The organism is Dictyobacter kobayashii, assembly GCF_003967555.1.
GTDB classification, from domain to species: domain Bacteria; phylum Chloroflexota; class Ktedonobacteria; order Ktedonobacterales; family Ktedonobacteraceae; genus Dictyobacter; species Dictyobacter kobayashii.
The window spans coordinates 64,690-83,858 of record NZ_BIFS01000002.1 but is presented as its reverse complement, the minus strand read 5'-3'; the positions used below and the strand labels follow the sequence as shown (position 1 = coordinate 83,858).

Sequence of the window (19,169 nt, the reverse complement as noted above, 5' to 3'; positions counted from 1 at the left end):
GTTAGTGCGGGTTCCGGAGAGCTGTTGTGTAAGGGAGAAAACTCTGCTCGAATGAAGTCATGAAACCCCCGATGTATGTTCGAGCCTTGGGTCCAGCAGAGCAGGCAGGGTTGGAAGCTGGACTGCGCTCATCCGACGCATTTACCCTGCGCCGCAGTCAGATCTTGCTCGCCTCCAATCGAAAGCAGCGTCCCAAAGTCATTGCTCAGAATCTGGGTTGTGCCACGCAAACGGTGCGCAACGCCATCCATGCCTTTGAGGAGAAAGGCGTCGATTGCCTCAAGCAGGAATCTTCTCGACCAAAAACGGTGCAAGCCCAATTTGATCAAGCCAAATGTGAAGCGTTACGTGCCACCTTGCATCAATCGCCGCGCATCTATGGGAAAAAGACCAGCGTGTGGACGCTGGCTTTAGCAGCGGAGGTCTGCTTCGAGCAAGGGCTCACGGAAAGCCTGGTGAGCATCGAGACGATCCGCCAGGCGCTCCTGCGGCTGGGGGTGGGATGGCAACGCGCGAAGCACTGGATTACCAGCCCCGACCCAGATTATCTGAAGAAAAAAAACGACGTGACGCCCTCATTGCGCTGGCCGAGCGCCAGGGATGGGTTGTCGGCTATCAGGATGAGGTGTGGTGGAGTCGCGTGAGCCAGCCCAATCTGCACAGTTGGACTGAGCAAGGTGGGTCGTTGCGCTTGCAGGAACTGAAGAAAGAGAAAACCGATCCCGACCCCAAAGCGCTCGCTTGTTATGGGATGCTTTCCGCCAACACTGGTCGCATGTACTTACGCTTTGTCGAGGGGCGCCCGGTCAGCCAGGTGACCACTGATTTTCTGGAGTGGCTGTGTGAGCAGGCCCAGGCGCAAAGCAAGCGTGTCCTGGTGCTCATTTGGGATAACGCGTCCTGGCATGTAAGTAAACAGGTCAAGACCTGGCTGCGCGAGCACAATCAGACAGTGTTGCAAGAAGCTCAAACTGGCAAAACAGGAGTACGCATCATTCCGTGCTGGTTGCCCATCAAGAGTCCTTGGCTCAACCGGATTGAGCCAAAGTGGGTGCATGGTAAACGTGCGATTGTCGAACCTGCTCGACTGCTGACGGCAAGTGAGCTCAGACAGCGCGTATCTGATTATTTTGGCTGTGAACAAGTCGAGCTGCTGCAACAAAAGTCGCGTCATTCCGTATAAAGGGAGAAGAGCACCTTCCTGAAAAGCCAGCTGGGCCTCTCGAACGAGAAGGATGCTGGCAAAAGCAGGATACCTTTTCCCGCAGCACACGTGATGATCGGATATTCTTTCCCAGAAGGAGGTTCAAGGACATGAGGATAGAAGGATTATCCAGAGTGCCACACGGCGCACGCCTGCTCCTCTCTGAAGAGCGGATGCTGCTCTCCTCTTTGCTGATGAGCCTGCTTATCTGCTGGAATCTCTCGGCCTGCTCTCCCGCCAGCCCCTCTGTCACTGCTCAAACAGCAGCCCCCACACCCACATGCACCGGGCAGCCCGCTGTCTCTGCTCCTCTGATCGCGCGAGCCGGTTTGCAGACCATGTTCGCTCTGCCCGGTTCCCCGTTTGCCAGCATCGCGACCAACAACGGACGCTGGATTTTTGTGTCGCTGCAGAGTTCTGTGGCGCAGGACAACGGCATTGCGGTGCTCCTCCAGGAGGGGCCATCTCTCAAACTCGCCCAGATCATTCCTCTTCCCGGTACTCCTGCGGGCCTGGCTCTCACAAGCGACGAGCAGCAGCTCATCGTTGCCGATGGCAAAGGAGTGGCGGTGCTCGATGCAGCCAGGGTCGAAGCGGGCACTTCTGGTGCGCTCCTGCACCTGATCTCCGATGGGAACAATCCGGGAACGGTCGAAGTGGCTCTCTCACGAGATGACCACTATGTCTTTGCCACGGATGAGACGGGACAAACACTGAGCATCATCGATTTTCAACAGGTGCAAACAAGGGGGGTCTCTTCTCATGCCTCCATTGGACGGGTTCCTCTCGACCTGGCCCCAGTCGGCCTGGCGCTCTCACCAGATAATCACTTTCTCTATGTGACCACCGAATTCAGTACCCAGAACCTGTCGGAATCGAGGACTGCCTCTCAGTTTCCCGGAACCCTGACCGTCGTGGATGTCGCTCGCGCAGAGCATGATCCCTCTCATGCGGTCGTTGGACGCGTTCTGGCGGGATGTAGCCCGGTTCGGGTGGCGCTCTCCGCCTCGGGAGATGTGGCCTGGGTTACTGCCAGAGGCAGCAACGCGCTCCTTGCTTTCAACACCTCCCTCCTCAGATCAGACCCAGCACATGCCTTCATTGCTTCCCTGGCCGTCGGCCCTGCTCCGGTGGGGCTAGCCTTGATTCGCCAGGATACGGAGCTCATCGTGGCGGACTCCAACCGCTTCGCCGGAAACCGCTCTCCTCAAACGCTGACCCTTATCAATGTGAAGCAAGCGCTCGCAGGGCATCCTGCTTTGCTCGGGACGATCGCAGTCGGAAGTTTCCCCAGAGAGTTGGCTCTGGATGGACAGACCCTTTTGCTGACCAACTATACCTCGGCAACGCTCTCACTGATCGATCTTTCCAAGCTCCCGTGAGTGCGTCTGGAGAGGAGTGGCAACACGAGAAAATGCTTTGGCAAGCCTCGAAAACCAGGAGCCTCTTTTGTTGCTCTTTTCCCTTCTAGCTCGGGCTGGAATGAAGGTGCAACGGTCTGTCCTTCCTGCACAAGTGGTTTCTTGAACCTGCATTAGGTAGTTGTTGTTCTGGGATAAAGCTTGATCTGTATGATGTGTAGCAACAGGCGGACCAGGTTCTTCTATGAGACAGCAGGGCGCCTGAGAGAATGGAAGGTGCCCTGTTACCTACGAGATCAGCGATGGACAGTTGGGGGGTGTTCGAACGTCTGAACACTGGTGACGGTATCGCCCAGGCTCTCAACGAGGTACCAGCGTTCATCGTTCGGTGTCACTTTGCTGATACGGATGGCGTTGCGCATCCAGGCAGGGACCGAGCGATGGAAGCGCTGCTCTGGTGGACGTGGAAAGGGTTTCTGGTTCGCGTCGGCAATCCATGTCTGGAGCGCCTGGTGAATGAGGGGGAGAGTGTCCTGGCGCAACTGGAGATTCTGGTGATAGAAGACGTAGTTGTAGGCCGCGTTATGGCATGCGGTACACAGGGTTACGTTCCCCAACCAGTCATCGCGAGAAAAGGTGCCATACCACATCAAAAGGCAATGGGCACATTGGAGGGGACTCCTGGTGCCTTTGTGGTGGATCGGTTTCTCTTGTGTTTGGTTGCTGTTCATTACTATACGCCTCTCTTTTTTTTATTTTTGTGTATCGGTACAGTATGATCTCTCCCAACAGCAGTATACCTGAGAGATGGCTGATTTGACCTGTAAAAAAGACGATGAACCCCTCATTTTGTGGGAGGTGCGCTTCATTTCTTGCTTCTTTGCCAGGGTTGTGGTATGCGCGTCAGTGTGGGGTTTTTGGGTTTTGCTCTGCTTGTGACCTGGCCTGTATCCTCCCTTGCTTCTCTGGTATCTACTCCCTTTTCTGGTAGTCCACCTGTAAGGAAACCTGTAAAAAAGCCTGCACAGAGGCTTTTTTACAGGTTTCCTTACAGGTGGACTACCAGGATGTTTCAGGCGGGAAGCAGGAGTGATAGATACACTCAGGAAAGATGAACTAACGCGACGACCATACGTTGGCAGCGTAGCGATTGAAGTGTGTACTTCTCCTTTGATGTATCAGTCGGTGGTAAGACGATCCAGCGAGTGAATGGTCTTGCTGGTGGATAAGGAGACAAGACACTAATAATGAACCATTTCCTCTTTTAATGGGCGTGTCCCATTAAAATACGTTGATGCGCATTGTACAGAAATGAGGGTGTGAGATGCCGAAGCGGTTTTCATTTCGATGGTTGCTGGCAGTAGTTCCCCTGATGGCGATTCTGGTCAGTGTTGATTTTCCTAGCGGTGCCTGGGCGGCGGTACGGCAAAGTGAGCCGCCGGCGACCACCAGTGTGACGGGTCAGGATCCGTCGGGGGTGGCGGACTGTTGGGATGATGCGGGAGGCTGGAATTGGGTGTACGATATCAGGTGGATCAGGTGGATTTACGAGGGACCCGTTGCCATTCCCATCCCTGATCGTAAGCCTGTTCTGGGCGCGGGAGTGGCGCAGACACCGATTACCGATGATCAGGGGAAGGTGCTTGGCACGCTGACGTTGTTCCATTCGAAAAAGTGTGCTGGCTACTTCGGGGTTGTTCAGGCGTCGGGGAATGCGAAGGCGCACATGCAGGCGATTGCGCTCACGGGGACCCAGGCCTATGCAGGCCTGTCGGCCTATCAACGCTTGGGGGTCTCTCCCATGGTGGCCGATGGACCGCAGGTGTGCGTACAGGGCAATATCGATGAAGAGTCCACGACGTATAGCGCCTCGGTTTGTAATACGGATCATTAAAGGCGCATATTACCGCAGCCTCTCCACGCGCGTGGAGAGGCTGCGGTAATATGCGCCTGCTGGGTAGAGCGTTCGTACGCACTCTGTGGGATGAGTGAGACGTATCAGGGGGGTATGACAAGCATAGCCCGGAGAAGAGATGCCTCCTGTTGACTGGCCATGAAGGAGTCGCCGTACGGCGGCGAGCGTGACTGTGAGCATACGAGCGAGAAGAAGAACGAGAATGAAAGGAGCGCGCGATGAGCGAGCGATGTGTGCCTATTTCCCGACCGATGTGGGAATCGTTGCTGAAGAGTTGTGGATTGCGTCGCCAGGAATGGGAGCAACTGCGGGGTGTAAAGTACCCAGAAAAAGACGGTTTTTACCATACAGATGGGTGAGGAGCAGATGAGGAAGGTGAATAAGAAGCAGAGGTATTTCATTGCACTGTGTATGCAGCATGCATGTAAAGGCTAAGGAGTGTTTTCAGGTTGTCATGATGGGTTCCAGTCTCAGCATGACCCAAAGCAAAGTTTTAGAACGGATATCCGAGTCGATGCCACAGAGTCATCCACCACCGCATAGTACAAGGATGCCAGGTGATGTGGTGGTGAGCCCGATAGGGCTGGAATGCCGCGAATGACGGGGGATAACGCCCCCAGAGCTGGCTGAGCGCCCAGCGCAGGCGATAGAGCGAAAGCTTCGCCTGCCACTGGCGCCAGTCAGCTCGCTGTTGCCAGCGAACCAGCAATCGGCTCCGCTCGAGGATCAGCGAAGGCCTCAGGATCCACAGCAGAAATCCATAGGCCAGGGTCACCAGCAAGAGCAATTTGCGACGTGGCTCCCAGTCACGCACGCGCAGCGATTCCATGAGCAGTTCCGTTTTTTGAAATCTGAAGCATTCCTCAATTTTCCAGCGACGAACATATGAAAACATGATGTCCCAGGCCTGCTCTTGGGTCTCCACGGGCTCATTGGTTAACAGATACCACGGTTCACGTCCTTTGCCTTGTCGGACCACGACCAACCACAGTGGCCCTCGATACTGCCGATGTCGGACCGTAATCGCCAGCACACGCGTGCTTCGATGGACGCGTGTATGTGTATCCCAGAGCAACTTGGTGTCCTTCCATGATCGTTTGCCGCGCGCGATTTCCCAGGCTTTGCGTTCTTGTCCCTGTTCGTCGATCAGTTTGTTGCCTTTTTTCCAGCGCATCACGAAGCGCGCTCCATAGAAATCCAGATCCCATAACCAGCGACCGCCGTTGTAGCCACGATCAAAGACCTGGCGTACCTGACGCCCCCAATGGGCTGAGACCTGGCGTAACAAGGCATGTTGCCGCTGGCGTTGTTGCCCACTGACTCCTTTGACGCGTCCCCACCATTCCATCGCTGCCACCTGAGGAATGCCATCACGACCTACCAGGATGAGGCTTTCCCATTCAAATCCACGCACGCTCACGGGCTTGCCGGCCGAAGGGTTAAAGACGCCTTGGCGACTGCGGGCCAGACGTTTGACCCGACTGGAGCGGACCGAGCCTAAGCCTTCCAACTTCTCGCTCTCTGGCTTTTCGAGCACACTGCTGTCCCAGATACAGACGGGCGTCTCCCCTTGGCGACCAAACGCTGACAGTGCTGATCGGCCTGCTGCCAGATGCTCTCTGCCAGCACCTCGGGGCTCCAGCGCTTCTGCTGAAGCAGACGATGAATGCGCTGGGTGCCTGCATCAGCGTGATCGGGCCCGCAGAGGTCACTGCCCAATGCTGTCAGTGTCAAGGGGACGCGGGCTTGAATGATGGTTGCAATGAGGGTTGCAATGAGGGTGGAGACCGTGCCAACCAGACGTCGATCCAGATACGCATCAAGCCGCTCGCAATGAGGAGCAAGAAACGTTTCTAAGGACTGAGCCCACTGCTGACTTTCTTGCTGCTCTGAAACATTTCCTTGAGACCATGTGGCATACTGAGAGTACATAAAGACAACCTCCTGATGGAACTGAGTCGTGGTTTTTGATTTTTTCTCAGTCTACCTCACGAGGTTGCTTTTTGTCTCTTGTTGGCTCTCAGATCAGATGTTCCAAAACTTTGCTTCGGGTCATGGCTAAGGATGTTGTTGTGGGACAATACGATGAGAGGTTCCCTTATCTTGTGTGCATTCCTGACGGTCCACATTTGCGTCAGTGACCGTATAGCCAAGAGGGAGCGGAGAATCTGCGCACATGACCAGTGCCTTACCCGTAACATGCGTCAGGATTTTTTGGACAGTTGCATCCCGATGAAGGTACGATGAAAGAGGACAGGAAAGAGCAGCCTCGGGATGTTGGGACAGGGTAATGTCGCTGGTGACAACCCATCCAACCGGGATAGGGGACTCAGAACAGACGGTAATGTTCGGCGGGGCGTCAGACCCCTGGATGGGGGTAAGTAAGAGGGCATTTATTTTTGGTAGTACTTGTATATTTGGTAGTCCTTGTATGGTAATAGCACTTAGATTAAAAAGATCCTCGCCGCATGTGAATGGAATGAGATTTTTCCTGTCATCAGAGAAGAAGCGGTGTGCTTCTTGGGTGACAACAGTAGAATCTGGAATATGGGAGAAGGAGCACACCCAGGTGGGCGGGTTGGTGGTGGCGCAACAGTCATAACATTATTGGTGGTAAAGGGGCCACCCGAACAACTCCCCCAATTGGTGAACACATTCGTAATGACCCAGCCTCGGGGAGGGTCATTACTGGAGCAGATGTTGCGTGGGACGGGCGAGATAGCATCTTGGATTGCGGCAAAAGTGGCTGGCGACGTACAAAAGATCAGTGTTCCTATCAGAGGGAATGCAAGCAGAAAGAGTCGCAGCTGTTTCCGCATCCATGCGCTGGTGGCAGAGGTCCCTTTGTGGTGGATTGGGGTGTGTGGTGTGTGGTCGCGGTTGATCTCAGATAGCATAGGTTGATTTCTCCTTCACGTGTATTTTTTGTGGGTAAAAAGAGTGTGCGCATATTTTTTCTCCTGGTAGGTCGAGAAAAAGGGACCTACCTGTGCAGGAGTATAGCTGAGGGGTGTGTGTGTTGACCTGTCTTGGACCTGTCTTGGACCTGTCTTGGACCTGTAAAAAGTGGAGATGGGGGTGAACAGGGTGACCTGAAAATGGTACGGATGAGCCTGCCATGTTTCAGCATTGCCCCATCCGCCCTCAACTCGTTTTCAATTTGACGCGTCGCTGCCTTTTTCAGGAATACGTGATGTCATCGGGAGGAGGCGTCAGGGGCAGGGGGAGCAGATGAAGGGGGAGCAGGGTGATGGTGAGGTTCAGGCAGAACTGCTCGGTATCGTGGGTAAGGCGTTTGTGGATGGAGGTGACGCGGCATTGTTGATAGGCGTGGGCGGGCCGAGGGCGGGTATGGTGCTGCGTGGTGTCATATTGTGTGCTGAGCGTTTAGCCAGTCGGAAGGGATCTCCAGATCGCGAGCGGCCCAGCAACCATACGGTGTATTACCATTATCATACTGAGGACAGAAGAGTACATTTTGCATCCAATCGCCATGCTGGTAGAAACAGTGACCCGCAGTATCGACAACGCTGCTGTTAGGGCTGGTGACGGCAGTACCACTGCAAGACATGTTTTGGCCGGCGGCGTTAGTAAAAAAGACCTTTCCTACTGTCGAGAGGGGATAAGAAAGACTCTCATCGCTGGGAGGTTGTCCCTGTTGTAGCGATGCTTTGCCCTGGCCTGTGACTGTACCTCTTTCCCGGGTCAGGCTGGAGACGTCGCCGTTTTGTTGATTATCGTCAATGGCATTGCGCATGTTCGCCACCGTCCAATACTGAATAGCGATATTAGAGGTCATATCTATTTGATGTTCTGTGATGGGATTTGAGGGTGCGAACATCCAGAGATAGAGAACATGTCCAAATGCCATCAGATACACTACGTAGGCACAGGCCAGTGTGCTCAGAAAGATCCTATCAACCAGAAATGGATGGATGCGTCCAGGTCGTTGTGACATGCTATCATTTACCCGCTTTCATCAAGTCCGCTATGGACGAGGCGTAGGTGGATGTTGTTTACCTCGCTCAAGAGCATCGGTCTTTGGTAGGTTGGTGGCTTTCGCATGGCGCATTTTGTCGGCGGTCCAATACTGAAGGACATCATTAGCCGGAGTAGCCACAGGATGCTTTATGATAGTGCCTGCCGCCCTTGATTTGGCAGAGCGTCTCCAGGCGGCCAGGAAGCAAAGAAAAACTGTGCCAATCAGGGATACCTGGATGAATCTACGGAATTGGGACATAATGCTTCCTTCTTTCGTGAAGATGGATACTTGTGGGTAGAATGCGTATGCAGACTATCCCGACAGTTGCGTCCAAGAACAGCTTTTTGTTCGAAGACAGAAATATACTTCATTCTAGCTAATTATATCAGCAATTACTGATTTTAAGAAGCCTATTTTTGTTACTTCGCAGGTTTTTTTTATGTTCCTCTTTGGGGCCTGCGGCGCCGGGTTGGGAGTGTGTGGAGTGTGTATGGTGGGTGGCCGCGGCCGCCCACCATACACACTCCATACCTGAAAGAATGGACATCGTATCGCTTGTTCGTGATCTCCATCCGAATCCCCCACACAGGGGATGGTGATTCGCGAGCACTTATACTACGTTACATATGATTGTGCCATGAAGGATGATCGAACTTTGTATTACCAGCTAGCTTCTTTTCATTACTATAAAACGATAGCCAGGCAGTGTTTATGGATCCCTGGTGCAACAGCTATATGCGCCTACTCCTGATGCGCATAGTACTGCGCAAGATATGGACTCAGCGGTGATGGAACTGCTAACAGCGTATTACCATCGTATCCGGGCGTCCCGCATACTCACCATATGACCGGTAGCTCAAACAGCCCGCCGGTCAACACGTGGTTGCGGAACCGGATGTCCTCCAGGGGGATCGCGAGGCGGAGGGTGGGAAAGCGGGACAGGAGGCGGGCGAACACGGCCTGGAGTTCGATGCGGGCCAGTGGGGCTCCGATGCAAAAATGGGAGCCGTAGCCAAAGGTGAGGTGTGGATTGGACTGCCGCTTGATGGCAAAGCTGTCGGGTTCGCCAAAGACGCGCTCGTCGCGGTTTGCCGCGCCTGCGCTTAGCAACACGGCCTCACCAGGCTGGATGGTCACGTTGCTGATCTCAATGGCCTCACGCGCGTATCGTGGCAGCGCGCTGGAGCCGGTATTGGAGAGGCGCAGGATTTCCTCGACGGCGGTAGTGACCAGCTCGGGATCGCTCAGCAGAGCCTGGCGCTGGTCCGGGTGCGTCAGAAAGAGGAGCGTGCCGATGTCGATGCGCACGACCGTCGTCTCGTGTCCGGCGAAGAGCAGTCCGGCACCCAACCCGGCGATCTGTTCATTGGAGAGGGTGCCATTCCCGACGGCACACAGGCCAGAGAGTACGTCGTCTTCCGGCTGTGCTCGCTTGCGCTCCACCAGTTCCCTCATATAGGTGTTGAGGCTGTTCATAGAAGCAGTGGCACGAGCGCGGTCGTGCAGGTCGGCCATATCGGTGGACCAGAGGTGGAACTGCTCGCGGTCAGCAAAGGGGACGCCCAGCAGTTCACAAATGACCAGCACCGGCAGGGGAAACGACAGCGCCTCGTGCAGGTCCGCTGGCGGTGTCCTGGTGGCGAGCGCGTCCAGGAACTGGTCCACCATCTCCTCGACGCGCGGGCGCAGGGCTGCCATCCTTTTCGCGGAGAAGAAGGGCGTCAACAGGGCGCGCATCTGGGCGTGATCGGCTGGCTCTGTGTCGTAATTGCCCATCGGGCCGCCTAGAAGGATGGCATTGCTGATCCGTGGCGCGTGCTCGGGGTCCGGGTGCGACCGTCCCAGCCGCCGATCAGAGAAGAGCGCTTTTACCTCGGCATGCCGGGTGACCAACCACGCCTCATCGCCAGCCGGCGTGCGAACTCTGGTAATTGGACGCTCAGCCTGCAGTGCTCGCAGTAGAGGAGCAATGGCCAACGGCGCTGGCTGTGCAAAGGGCATCGTAGGGAGGGAGGGAGTATCTGTCATCTGCTTCTCTCTTTCATTCCATGTTGACTATCTCACATGTTCTCCTGGCTTTGTTATGCGAGCGCCTGTTTCTCAGCTCTCGCATCTTCTCATAGAGAGTGTAACAGAGGATGGGCGTAAAGTCACCCACCCCAGGGATGATTTCAGGTTGGATAGGTACTCACTGTTCTTCTCACTCCTGAGGTGGATGATGGACGCCAGGAGGGACCACCCAATCGCCATTGCGTAACAGTAGTGACAATGTGTTTCTGGTATGGTATCATGGTGGGAAACGCAGCCTGCCTGTAATGAGAAACATCGCTAGCAGGCTCTTGATACGCTATCGTCAATCTGGCTGTAATGCGGCTAGCGCTGCCAGCACGTTTACACCACGTGCATGGCCTTGCTAGCGGTAGTGCCTGGACGGATAGCAAGGCAGGGGATGCCGAAAATTCCGACCCTGTAGGACCTCAGTAATGTACCTGTCTCCTTGCGCGAGACAGCGTGGCTATAAACGTCGCATTAATCCTGACCCATTACCCCCATTGCCCTTCAACGGGGAACAAATTGCATATCCTCATCTTCTACACATCTCTATTGAGATGTGAAAGAGTTCGCTACAGGCGAACCGGTGAGATTGTGCTTGTACCCCTGTATTGAGGGTAACGAATATCTGCGCCCTCATTGTAAAGCGAAACAAGTAGTAGAGGTAGAGATAAAGACCATGATTTCCGGAGACGAAAGGCTTCCTTTATGATGTATCCTTCTCCATTAGAGCATAACCAACAGCAATCAGGGGTTCCAGGTAGCGGCTTAAAGCGTATCCTGTTCAGGGCCATGTTTCTGGTCCTTGCGGTATACATCGCCTGCATTTTTGCGATTGGGCAGACATGGCGTATCTCAAATACGTCCGAGCAGCCAATGTCTCCTGCTGTGGGCGCTGTTCATGCTCATCAATCAGCTTCTACGCAATCACCGCAACCCTCATCATCGACATATGCTCCCCTGGCCAATCAGGTTAGCGGGCAGAACCAGAGTATCAATGCGTATATCGACCACATGACACAGACGCAAAAGATTGGTCAGTTGCTCATGCTGCCCGTCTATACCAACGGCTATAATTCCGCGTTGAATCAGCCGTTGCAACAATGGGATATCGCCAACGTTATTATCTTTACCCAGTACGGTGGGGCACTCATGCCGAGTACCCAGAGCGGATTGGCTCAACTGGGTCATGATCTTCAGGCACACGCCAACCAGCGGTTGATTGTAGCGACAGACGATGAGGGGGGAACCGTTGATCGGCTTGCCCCGTATTACGGCTCCACGCCTTCGCCCGGCAGCCTGGCTGCGACAGGTAATACACAACAAGTGTATGCCCAGGCGCGTCAAGATGCCCAGCGCTTGCTGGCCAATGGCATCAACGCCAATTTCGCCCCCCTGGTTGATGTCTATCAAGGTGGCGCCATAGGCCAGAGCCGGATGTTTGGTTCGACACCAGGCGACGTCATTAAGTATGCCGGAGCATTTCTGGATGGCTTACAGCAGAACGGCGTACAGGGAACGCTGAAGCACTGGCCCGGCCTCGGCTCGGCTTCGGCCAATCCCGACAATAGTTTGGCGACCATCACGCACAGCCAGTCTCAGCTCAATTCCACTGACTTCGCACCGTTTCGCGCCCTGTTGTCGCATCAACCTGGAATGATCATGACAACGCACGTCATGGTCCCCGCGTATGACTCAAGCAAACCGGCTTCTCTCTCTCCGGTACTGATAAACCAGGTGCTGCGCGGCCAGCTGGGCTATCAGGGTGTCGTCGTTACTGACCAGATGGAGGCAGGAGGGCTGCTCCAGTCCATGCAAAAGCAGGGATATAGCGATCCCTCGCAGGCGATCGCCGAGGCAACTGTCCAGGCTATTCTCGCGGGTAATGACATCGTTGAATGTCCGATGGCACCTGATCGCCTGGCGGCAGTCGTCAATGCCGTTACCTCGGCCGTGCAATCGGGGCGTATCTCGCAGGATCGCCTGAACCAGTCGGTGCAGCGCATCCTCGCCCTCAAAGCGAGAATGGGCCTTATCTCGCTGTCGTAGCGCCTCGATTATCCTCCTCTATGGTGATGCTCCCTTCCATGATAAATAGGGAGCATCGCTGTAGAGTCCATCCGCCAGGGCGTCTTAGACTCCCGCTTCCCACAAGGCTCGACGAGCCTCTTTGATACACAGGTCATCTATTTGTATGGAACTGGTATTCCGTCCGTCGATAAAACTGCCCTCCTTATTATTCGAAGTGAATGGTGAGCTGATCATCAAGTACAGCTGGTTTGCGAGCAATAACCAGTTGTAGAGTTCCGTGCCGCTCCACATCGTAATCGTGACCTGGAACAACGTTGCGCGGACCTGTGAAAGCGATGATGTCCTGGGGCTGCGTCAGGTGGACCTGGATGGTTTTCGTAGCGGTCGCTATCAGTTCGGCCGTGGAATAGGCGATGCGCGTATCGTCGAGGGACAGGTTCAACGGCAGCATCATGCCCTCCCTGCCGCGCAGGTGTAGCAAGCGACCCTCAAACAGTGGCTGCCCATGCTCGCTGATATGGAACTCCTTCTCAAAACCGTCAAGGTTCAGGATATGCAGGAGCCTCTCACCGCTTTCTGTAGCAGAGGTGGTCATGAAGAGGCCGTCATCTTCGCAATCATGAACCAGTCCGGCCCTGGCTCCAAGTTTCTCCAGAATCGTGCGGAACAGGGAGATATCGCTGGGATAGGCGCCCGAGATAATCACGGCGCGACCCGCTGCGAGTTGGATGTCGAAGCCACAGGACTCTCCGGTGGTTGCGGCCTTCAGGAGTATCTCGCCTCGGCTTGCATGCAAGAACTGGGCGTAGTGGGTGCTTACCTCGGCGTGCGGTGCTAACCAGCCCTCGGTGTTCAAGGCGAGGAAATAGGAGCCACTTGCATGGCGCTCGCCAGCCGGTGTCAGACCCAGCGCCTCGGCGAGTGTATTGTCTGGCTTCCCCTCCATATCGAACAGTGGCACCTCCATTCTCCCCAACGTGACCGGCTTCGCTATGTCACTCGGCGGCATTATGGGTGGTGTGGTCATTGTCGAAGAAATATTTGACTATCCTGGCATGGGGCGCCTCTTTTTCGAAGCGGTTGGCAATCGTGACTATCCATTGATGCAGACCATTCTTCTGTTTACTATTGTGGGCATGCTCCTGGCCAACCTGCTCGCCGATTTCGTGGTTGGTTGGCTTGATCCGCGGGTACGAAAGGGGGACGCTAAATGGATATGCAAAATCACAAACGCCCAGAGACGGTGGAGGAAGAAGGGCTTACTCCCACGCTGGGCTTCAATGCTGTAGATTCAGATGTAGCTATCGAAGAATCGGCGCAAGATGAAAACGCTACGGCGCAGAAAGCTCGGCAACGTCGCATGCCAGACTGGTTTGAGGTGTTATGGAGTAATTGTAAGGCACGCATCGGGCTGATGATGCTCGTCTTCTTTATCGTGGTGGCGATCTTCGCCCAACAGATTGCACCATATGATCCCCGGGATATCAGCTTTGGACCCTCCCAGGGCCGAGCGCGCAACACTGGCTGGGCACGACCCAGGCGGGACAGGACGTATACTCGCAGCTCATCTACGGCACACGCACATCCCTACTTGTGGGGGCTGTGGGTGGTGGTCTGGCCACGATCATTGCCCTGTTCATCGGCATGGTAGCCGGCTATGTAGGCGGCATCGTCGACGAGATCCTGTCGTTTGTCATCAACCTTGGCCTGGTAGTGCCAGCCCTGCCACTAATGGTTACCGTGGCCGCCTATTCACCTGTGAAAGGCCCAACGATCATCATCCTGGTCATCGGTTTTACTGGTTGGGCCTGGGGGCGCGCTTCAAGCGATCGCAGGTCTTGACGCTCCGCGTGCGTGACTACATTACCTCCGCCCAGTTTGCCGGTGATGGAACCCTGCGTATCGTCTTCCGTGAGATCATGCCAAACATGCTCTCGCTCACGGTACTGAGCTACATTGGCGCGGCGATCGGAGCGATCGGGGCCGAAGCCGGCCTGGAGTTCCTGGGCGTTGGCGATCCAAACACGATCAGCTGGGGCATGATGCTGTACTGGGCCAACAACGGTGGTGCCATGGTTACCGGACAGTGGGCCTGGCTTGTCGCCCCTGGCCTGGCACTGGCGGCCATCACCAGCTGCCTGATGTTGATCAACTTCGGCGTCGACGCGCTGAGCAATCCGCAGTTACGAGAGGAGTAAGATTATGGCCCTGCTTGAAGTCGAAAATCTCGACGTTACCTATGCCACCAAGCAGCGACCGCCTCTGTTCGCGGTGCGCAACGTCAGTTTTGAGCTCAAAGCTGGCGAGTTTGTGGGACTGGTTGGCGAATCGGGTAGTGGCAAGTCCACCCTGGGCAACGCCATCTTGCAGTTGCTGTTGCCGCCGGGACGTATCACGGCCGGCAACGTGCGCTTCGAAGGGAAGGATCTGACCAGCATATCCGAGGAGGAACTGCGCCAGATGCGCTGGCGAGACTTCTCTACTGTGTTCCAGAGCAGCATGAACTCCTTGAATCCTGTAACGAGGATCGAGGCACAGTTCCGGGACGTTATGAAAGAAAAATCTGACCTGAGCAACGAGCAGATCCGCGAACGTACGGCCGAGCTGCTGCAGATGGTCAAGATTGACCCTTCGTTTATGCGCTTCTATCCGCACGAATTATCAGGTGGTATGAAGCAGAGGGTTGCTCTGGCCCTCAAACCCAGGTTCGTGCTGCTCGATGAACCAACCACTGGTCTGGACGTGCTGGTGCAGAAGGAGATTATCCAGAACCTGCGCGAGCTGCAGCGCCAGCAGGGTTTCGCGGTCCTGTTTATCAGTCATGACCTGGGGACCGTGCTGGAGGTATCCGATCGGATACTGGTAATGTACGCGGGAGAAGTGGTCGAGGACGCGCCGAAGAGCGGCATGTTAAAGCATCCTATTCACCCATATACCCATGGTCTGCTCGGTTCATACGCCGACCCGGCAGCCGAAGATGTGGCGATCAGCTACATCCCGGGCCGTCCACCCGACCTGACCAGGCCACCCAAAGCCTGTCCTTACGCCCCTCGCTGCCCCGAAGCGATCCAGATCTGCAGGCAGAGCGCGCCAAAGCTGGTGCAGATGTGGGACGGTAAGGCCGCCTGTCATGTTGCTCAGATGCAGTGGGAGTCGCGAGAAGAGGTGCGTGATCGAGGTCTGGCGGATGGACCAAAGTTGAAGGATGCCGCCTTTTCCGAGGCCACATCGCATAAGGCGCTCAAGCTAGAGGGAGACGAGGTGCTGCGCGTCGAGAATATCGGTAAAGTATACCAGCGAAGGATAGGCTTCAAGAAGTCCTCTGTGGTCGCGGTCGACGATGTCTCATTCAATCTGCGCGCGGGCCATGTGACTGGATTGGTGGGCCAGAGCGGTAGCGGCAAAACGACCATCGCTCGCCTGATTACCGGCACCGAGCATCCGAGCAGCGGCAGCATCTGGTTTGGCAAGACGCAGGTGAACAATGTACGTGGTAGAGCGCTGCATGATTATCGCAAGCACGTGCAGTATGTGTTTCAGGACCCATTTTCCGCCCTGAATCCAGCCCACACGATCCAATATCTCTTGATGCGTCCCCTGTTGAACTATGGGAGGGTCAACGCTGCGCGGGCGCGCCAGCAGGTACGCGACCTGCTAGAGACGGTGGGGCTGTCACCGGCGGAGCAGTTTGAGAACAAGCGTCCCCACCAGCTATCGGGTGGACAGCGACAGCGTGTCGTCGTGGCGCGAGCCCTGGCCCCTGATCCCGATATCATTATCGCGGACGAACCGATCTCGATGCTGGATGTATCGATACGAGCGGAGATCCTGCAATTGCTCGACAAGCTGGTGCGTGAGCGCCGGATTGCCATGCTCTATATCACCCACGACCTCTTGAGCGCCCGTCTCCTCTCGGATGAGATACTGGTGCTTCATCATGGTAAGGTGGTGGAACAGGGAACGGCCCAGAACGTCATTCGCCATCCATCTGATGAATACACGCGGCTCCTGCTGGAGGCCATCCCCAAACTTGAGAGCCTGGCTGACAGCCAATCCCTGTAGCTTACGACCTTCACGGTTGTTTCCGCCGCGCGGCGGAAACAACCGCGAGGATCATACGTACATGCTTGCCGTTCTTGTTCAGGAAGGTGAGATCCAAGTTTGCCACCGACCAGAAGAGCAAAAACATCCGCCAAAGTTTTGCCGTCAAATTCAACTCTACCGACCTGCGAAAAACTACCTTTGAACGCTGTACCTTTCTCGGCGTGGATTTCCACTCACATTGCCATTCTCCATGAGGCAAGATAGCAGTTCGGGCTACTGTGCATGGCATACTTTCACTTCCGATCAAACGTGTTCTTTATTAGAAGTCAGAAGATGTACAACCAAATTGTTGATCTTTTCTAACCTTTTCTACTTCATATATAGTGGAAAGGAAGGATATTGTGAAAGCTTCATCCGGGCGTGCATGGTATCACATACACCGGCATTGGATAGCCTATGCTGTTGCCACGCTCATACTGATAGGGATTATTGTATTACTCATGACCGGTTATCAACTTGATTGGACCGGATTTAAAGGCAAGACCCTTTGGGATTGGCTCAATGTCCTTGGAGTTCTGGCTATTCCTGTTGTTGTGGGTATTGGGACCGCGTGGATCAGTACCCAACAAGCCCAGGAATCTGCGCTTCATCAATACCTGGATACTATGGCGGCCCTCTTACTCAACAAGAACCTGCGTGAATCAAACGCGAATACAGAGGTGCGTGCCGTCGCGCGTGCTCGTACATGGACGGTATTACGGTTGTTAGATCCAGCCCGTAAAGAAATCATCTTCAAGTTTCTGCAAGAATCTGACCTTATTCATATCATCGATTTAAGTCAGGCCGATCTCAGTGGCATGAGTTTTCGTAATATTGATTTGCGGGGAGCTGATCTTAGTAATGCTGATCTTAGTAATGCTGACCTGTGGGGTGCCAATCTTGATGGGATCAACTTCATGGCAACGAATGTGACAACCAGGCAACTTCTAGAAGCCAGGTCTCTCAAAGGCACAATCATGCCTGATGGATCTATCCATCAATGAATTGTTAATAGCAAGGATTAACCTATCCCAGGTAGCGATGGATCAGCAGCACCGCCATGGAGCCTTCTCCAACACTGGCCGCGACGCGTTTGATTGAGCCATGTCGTACATCTCCGGCGGCAAAGATGCCTGGTACGCTGGTTTCCAGGTAGAAGGGATCGCGCTCAAGTTGCCAGTGTTCAGGTTTATGATGCTCTGCACTCATTAGATCGGGGCCAGTCAGGATGAAGCCTTTCTCATCGCATTTGATCGTCCTTTTCAACCAGTCTGTGTACGGTTCGGCGCCGATAAAAATGAACAAAGAAGTCGCGGGCAGCGTCTGTTCCTCTTGCGACTGATCATTGACAATGGTAATACTTTCCAGATGGTGCTTTCCATGTACCGCGACTACACGGGTGTTCGTCTTCACTATAATGTTTGGGGTGTGGTTGATCTGGTTGATCAGGTACCAGGACATATCCTTTGCTAGCGAATCGGCACGCACCAGCATGGTGACGCTGCGTGCATATTTTGAAAAATAAATAGCCGCCTGCCCGGCTGAATTTGCCCCGCCGACGATGTAGACATCTTCATTTTTACAAAGTATGGCCTCGGAAACGGAAGCGCCGTAATAGACGCCCGCGCCGACAAGAGAGGATATGCCAGGAACATCTAACTGGCGATAGGAGACGCCGCAGGCGAGCAGAAGCGTGTGGCAGTGTACTTCTGACTTGTCTTGCATGATAACGGAGCGATACTGCCCATTGACCTTGATTCTGCAAGCTTTTTGTGGGGTAACTATTTCCGCGCCAAAGCGCTCTGCCTGGACTACCGCGCGGCGCGCCAGTTCACCCCCGCTTAATCCGGTAGGAAAACCCAGATAATTTTCGATGCGTGAGCTCAAGCCCGCCTGACCGCCAGGGGCCTCGCGCTCTACCAGGAGCGCTGATAATCCTTCGGATGCACCATAGACAGCGGCCGCCAGCCCGGCTGGCCCTGAGCCGACGATAATAAGGTCATAAAAGGGTTTCTCCGCATGTGTTTTAAGCTTAAGCTTATCCGCAATCTGTAGTAGCTCGGGATTAACCAGATAGGACCCGTCGGGAAAGATCACGACCGGCAATTTTCTCTGATTCAAGTTCAGGTGCTCTAGCAGACGCAAAGCATCTGGCCTGTTTTCGATATCTAGCCATTGGTAAGGCACCTGGTTGCGTGCCAGAAAACGGCCGATTTCGTATAGTTTTGGAGACCAACGATGATCAATGACGCGCAGCGGTGTCAATGATGGATCGTAGGTGATCAACCAGCCGGTCAGGATATCGTCCAGGGCTGGATACAGGCACTGCTCCGGCGGGTCCCAGGGTTTGACAATATAATAATCGATGCGCCCCTCATTGATCTCGTGAATCGCCGCGTGTGTATCCGTATAGGAAATCAACAGGATGCGTTTGGCCTGCGGAAACAGCTCCCGCGACACCCTCAACAGATCCGATCCACTTAATTCGGGCATCTGTTCGTCTGCTATCAACAGGGCTACAGGTTCATTAAATACTCCCAT

Annotated in this window: 21 protein-coding genes; 13 read left to right on the top strand and 8 right to left on the bottom strand. The window is 54.7% G+C overall.

The features are described from left to right. Positions 1–71 precede the first annotated feature (71 nt). The 3 genes from EL645_RS27245 to EL645_RS27235 all read left to right on the top strand — a co-directional run bounded on the left by EL645_RS27245 (position 72) and on the right by EL645_RS27235 (position 2,586). Positions 72–644, top strand: a complete 573-nt coding sequence (locus tag EL645_RS27245) for a helix-turn-helix domain-containing protein (protein ID WP_246035600.1) — start codon at positions 72–74, stop codon at positions 642–644. Continuing rightward, on the top strand, positions 626–1,183 hold the full coding sequence (locus EL645_RS27240; protein ID WP_126554518.1) for a transposase: 558 nt from the start codon (positions 626–628) through the stop codon (positions 1,181–1,183). The genes EL645_RS27245 and EL645_RS27240 overlap by 19 nt, the downstream gene beginning before the upstream one ends. Positions 1,184–1,338: 155 nt before the next feature. Beyond that, positions 1,339–2,586 carry a YncE family protein gene (locus tag EL645_RS27235; protein WP_126554516.1) on the top strand — a complete coding sequence of 416 codons (1,248 nt, stop codon included), beginning with the start codon at positions 1,339–1,341 and terminating at the stop codon, positions 2,584–2,586. A gap of 275 nt (positions 2,587–2,861) precedes the next feature. On the opposite strand, the gene EL645_RS27230 is transcribed toward EL645_RS27235, so the two are convergent. After that, positions 2,862–3,296: a hypothetical protein gene (locus EL645_RS27230; protein WP_126554514.1), complete on the bottom strand. Its 435-nt coding sequence runs from the start codon at positions 3,294–3,296 to the stop codon at positions 2,862–2,864. A 593-nt stretch (positions 3,297–3,889) separates the two neighbouring features. Between EL645_RS27230 and EL645_RS27225 the strand changes: the two genes are divergently transcribed. Further along, entirely contained in the window at positions 3,890–4,459 is a 570-nt protein-coding gene (locus EL645_RS27225) for a hypothetical protein (protein ID WP_126554512.1), read from the top strand. 239 nt (positions 4,460–4,698) lie between these two features. Further along, positions 4,699–4,839 carry a hypothetical protein gene (locus tag EL645_RS39625; protein WP_161977746.1) on the top strand — a complete coding sequence of 47 codons (141 nt, stop codon included), beginning with the start codon at positions 4,699–4,701 and terminating at the stop codon, positions 4,837–4,839. Between the two features lie 134 nt (positions 4,840–4,973). On the opposite strand, the gene EL645_RS27220 is transcribed toward EL645_RS39625, so the two are convergent. Further along, positions 4,974–6,017 (bottom strand): transposase, encoded by a 1,044-nt coding sequence (locus tag EL645_RS27220; RefSeq protein ID WP_136625302.1) that lies wholly within the window; start codon positions 6,015–6,017, stop codon positions 4,974–4,976. Next, positions 5,978–6,412, bottom strand: a complete 435-nt coding sequence (locus tag EL645_RS27215) for a hypothetical protein (RefSeq protein ID WP_126554508.1) — start codon at positions 6,410–6,412, stop codon at positions 5,978–5,980. The genes EL645_RS27220 and EL645_RS27215 overlap by 40 nt, the downstream gene beginning before the upstream one ends. A gap of 615 nt (positions 6,413–7,027) precedes the next feature. Between EL645_RS27215 and EL645_RS27210 the strand changes: the two genes are divergently transcribed. After that, the gene (locus tag EL645_RS27210; protein ID WP_126554506.1) at positions 7,028–7,384 is read left to right on the top strand and encodes a hypothetical protein; all 357 of its coding nucleotides are present in this window, start codon (positions 7,028–7,030) and stop codon (positions 7,382–7,384) included. Between the two features lie 463 nt (positions 7,385–7,847). Here the strand turns inward: EL645_RS27210 and EL645_RS27205 are convergent, their stop codons facing one another. The 3 genes from EL645_RS27205 to EL645_RS27195 all read right to left on the bottom strand — a co-directional run bounded on the left by EL645_RS27205 (position 7,848) and on the right by EL645_RS27195 (position 10,355). Further along, positions 7,848–8,438 carry a trypsin-like serine peptidase gene (locus EL645_RS27205; protein ID WP_126554504.1) on the bottom strand — a complete coding sequence of 197 codons (591 nt, stop codon included), beginning with the start codon at positions 8,436–8,438 and terminating at the stop codon, positions 7,848–7,850. 30 nt (positions 8,439–8,468) lie between these two features. Continuing rightward, a complete protein-coding gene (locus EL645_RS27200) occupies positions 8,469–8,720 on the bottom strand; it encodes a hypothetical protein (protein ID WP_126554502.1) in 252 nt (83 codons plus the stop codon). A 579-nt stretch (positions 8,721–9,299) separates the two neighbouring features. After that, complete coding sequence (locus EL645_RS27195; protein ID WP_218032087.1) at positions 9,300–10,355, bottom strand: cytochrome P450; 1,056 nt, start codon at positions 10,353–10,355, stop codon at positions 9,300–9,302. An 867-nt stretch (positions 10,356–11,222) separates the two neighbouring features. Here EL645_RS27195 and EL645_RS27190 point away from each other — a divergent pair. Continuing rightward, positions 11,223–12,563: a glycoside hydrolase family 3 protein gene (locus EL645_RS27190; protein WP_126554499.1), complete on the top strand. Its 1,341-nt coding sequence runs from the start codon at positions 11,223–11,225 to the stop codon at positions 12,561–12,563. A gap of 187 nt (positions 12,564–12,750) precedes the next feature. Here the strand turns inward: EL645_RS27190 and EL645_RS27185 are convergent, their stop codons facing one another. After that, positions 12,751–13,506 carry a hypothetical protein gene (locus EL645_RS27185; RefSeq protein ID WP_170207741.1) on the bottom strand — a complete coding sequence of 252 codons (756 nt, stop codon included), beginning with the start codon at positions 13,504–13,506 and terminating at the stop codon, positions 12,751–12,753. Positions 13,507–13,537: 31 nt separating this feature from the next. On the opposite strand from EL645_RS27185, the gene EL645_RS27180 reads away from it, so the two are divergent. From EL645_RS27180 to EL645_RS27165, 6 genes are all read left to right on the top strand, one after another. Beyond that, positions 13,538–13,834 (top strand): ABC transporter permease subunit, encoded by a 297-nt coding sequence (locus EL645_RS27180; protein WP_246035599.1) that lies wholly within the window; start codon positions 13,538–13,540, stop codon positions 13,832–13,834. Beyond that, positions 13,756–14,196 (top strand): hypothetical protein, encoded by a 441-nt coding sequence (locus EL645_RS41460; RefSeq protein WP_218032086.1) that lies wholly within the window; start codon positions 13,756–13,758, stop codon positions 14,194–14,196. Before EL645_RS27180 ends, EL645_RS41460 begins: the two co-directional genes overlap by 79 nt. Continuing rightward, positions 14,148–14,387 (top strand): hypothetical protein, encoded by a 240-nt coding sequence (locus EL645_RS41455; protein ID WP_218032085.1) that lies wholly within the window; start codon positions 14,148–14,150, stop codon positions 14,385–14,387. The genes EL645_RS41460 and EL645_RS41455 overlap by 49 nt, the downstream gene beginning before the upstream one ends. 8 nt (positions 14,388–14,395) lie before the next feature. Next, on the top strand, positions 14,396–14,743 hold the full coding sequence (locus tag EL645_RS41450) for an ABC transporter permease subunit (RefSeq protein WP_218032084.1): 348 nt from the start codon (positions 14,396–14,398) through the stop codon (positions 14,741–14,743). A 4-nt stretch (positions 14,744–14,747) separates the two neighbouring features. After that, positions 14,748–16,607: an ABC transporter ATP-binding protein gene (locus EL645_RS27170; RefSeq protein ID WP_126554495.1), complete on the top strand. Its 1,860-nt coding sequence runs from the start codon at positions 14,748–14,750 to the stop codon at positions 16,605–16,607. A 383-nt stretch (positions 16,608–16,990) separates the two neighbouring features. Next, positions 16,991–17,632 (top strand): pentapeptide repeat-containing protein, encoded by a 642-nt coding sequence (locus EL645_RS27165; protein WP_246035598.1) that lies wholly within the window; start codon positions 16,991–16,993, stop codon positions 17,630–17,632. Positions 17,633–17,654: 22 nt separating this feature from the next. Here the strand turns inward: EL645_RS27165 and EL645_RS27160 are convergent, their stop codons facing one another. Further along, positions 17,655–19,169: an FAD-dependent oxidoreductase gene (locus EL645_RS27160; RefSeq protein WP_246035597.1), complete on the bottom strand. Its 1,515-nt coding sequence runs from the start codon at positions 19,167–19,169 to the stop codon at positions 17,655–17,657.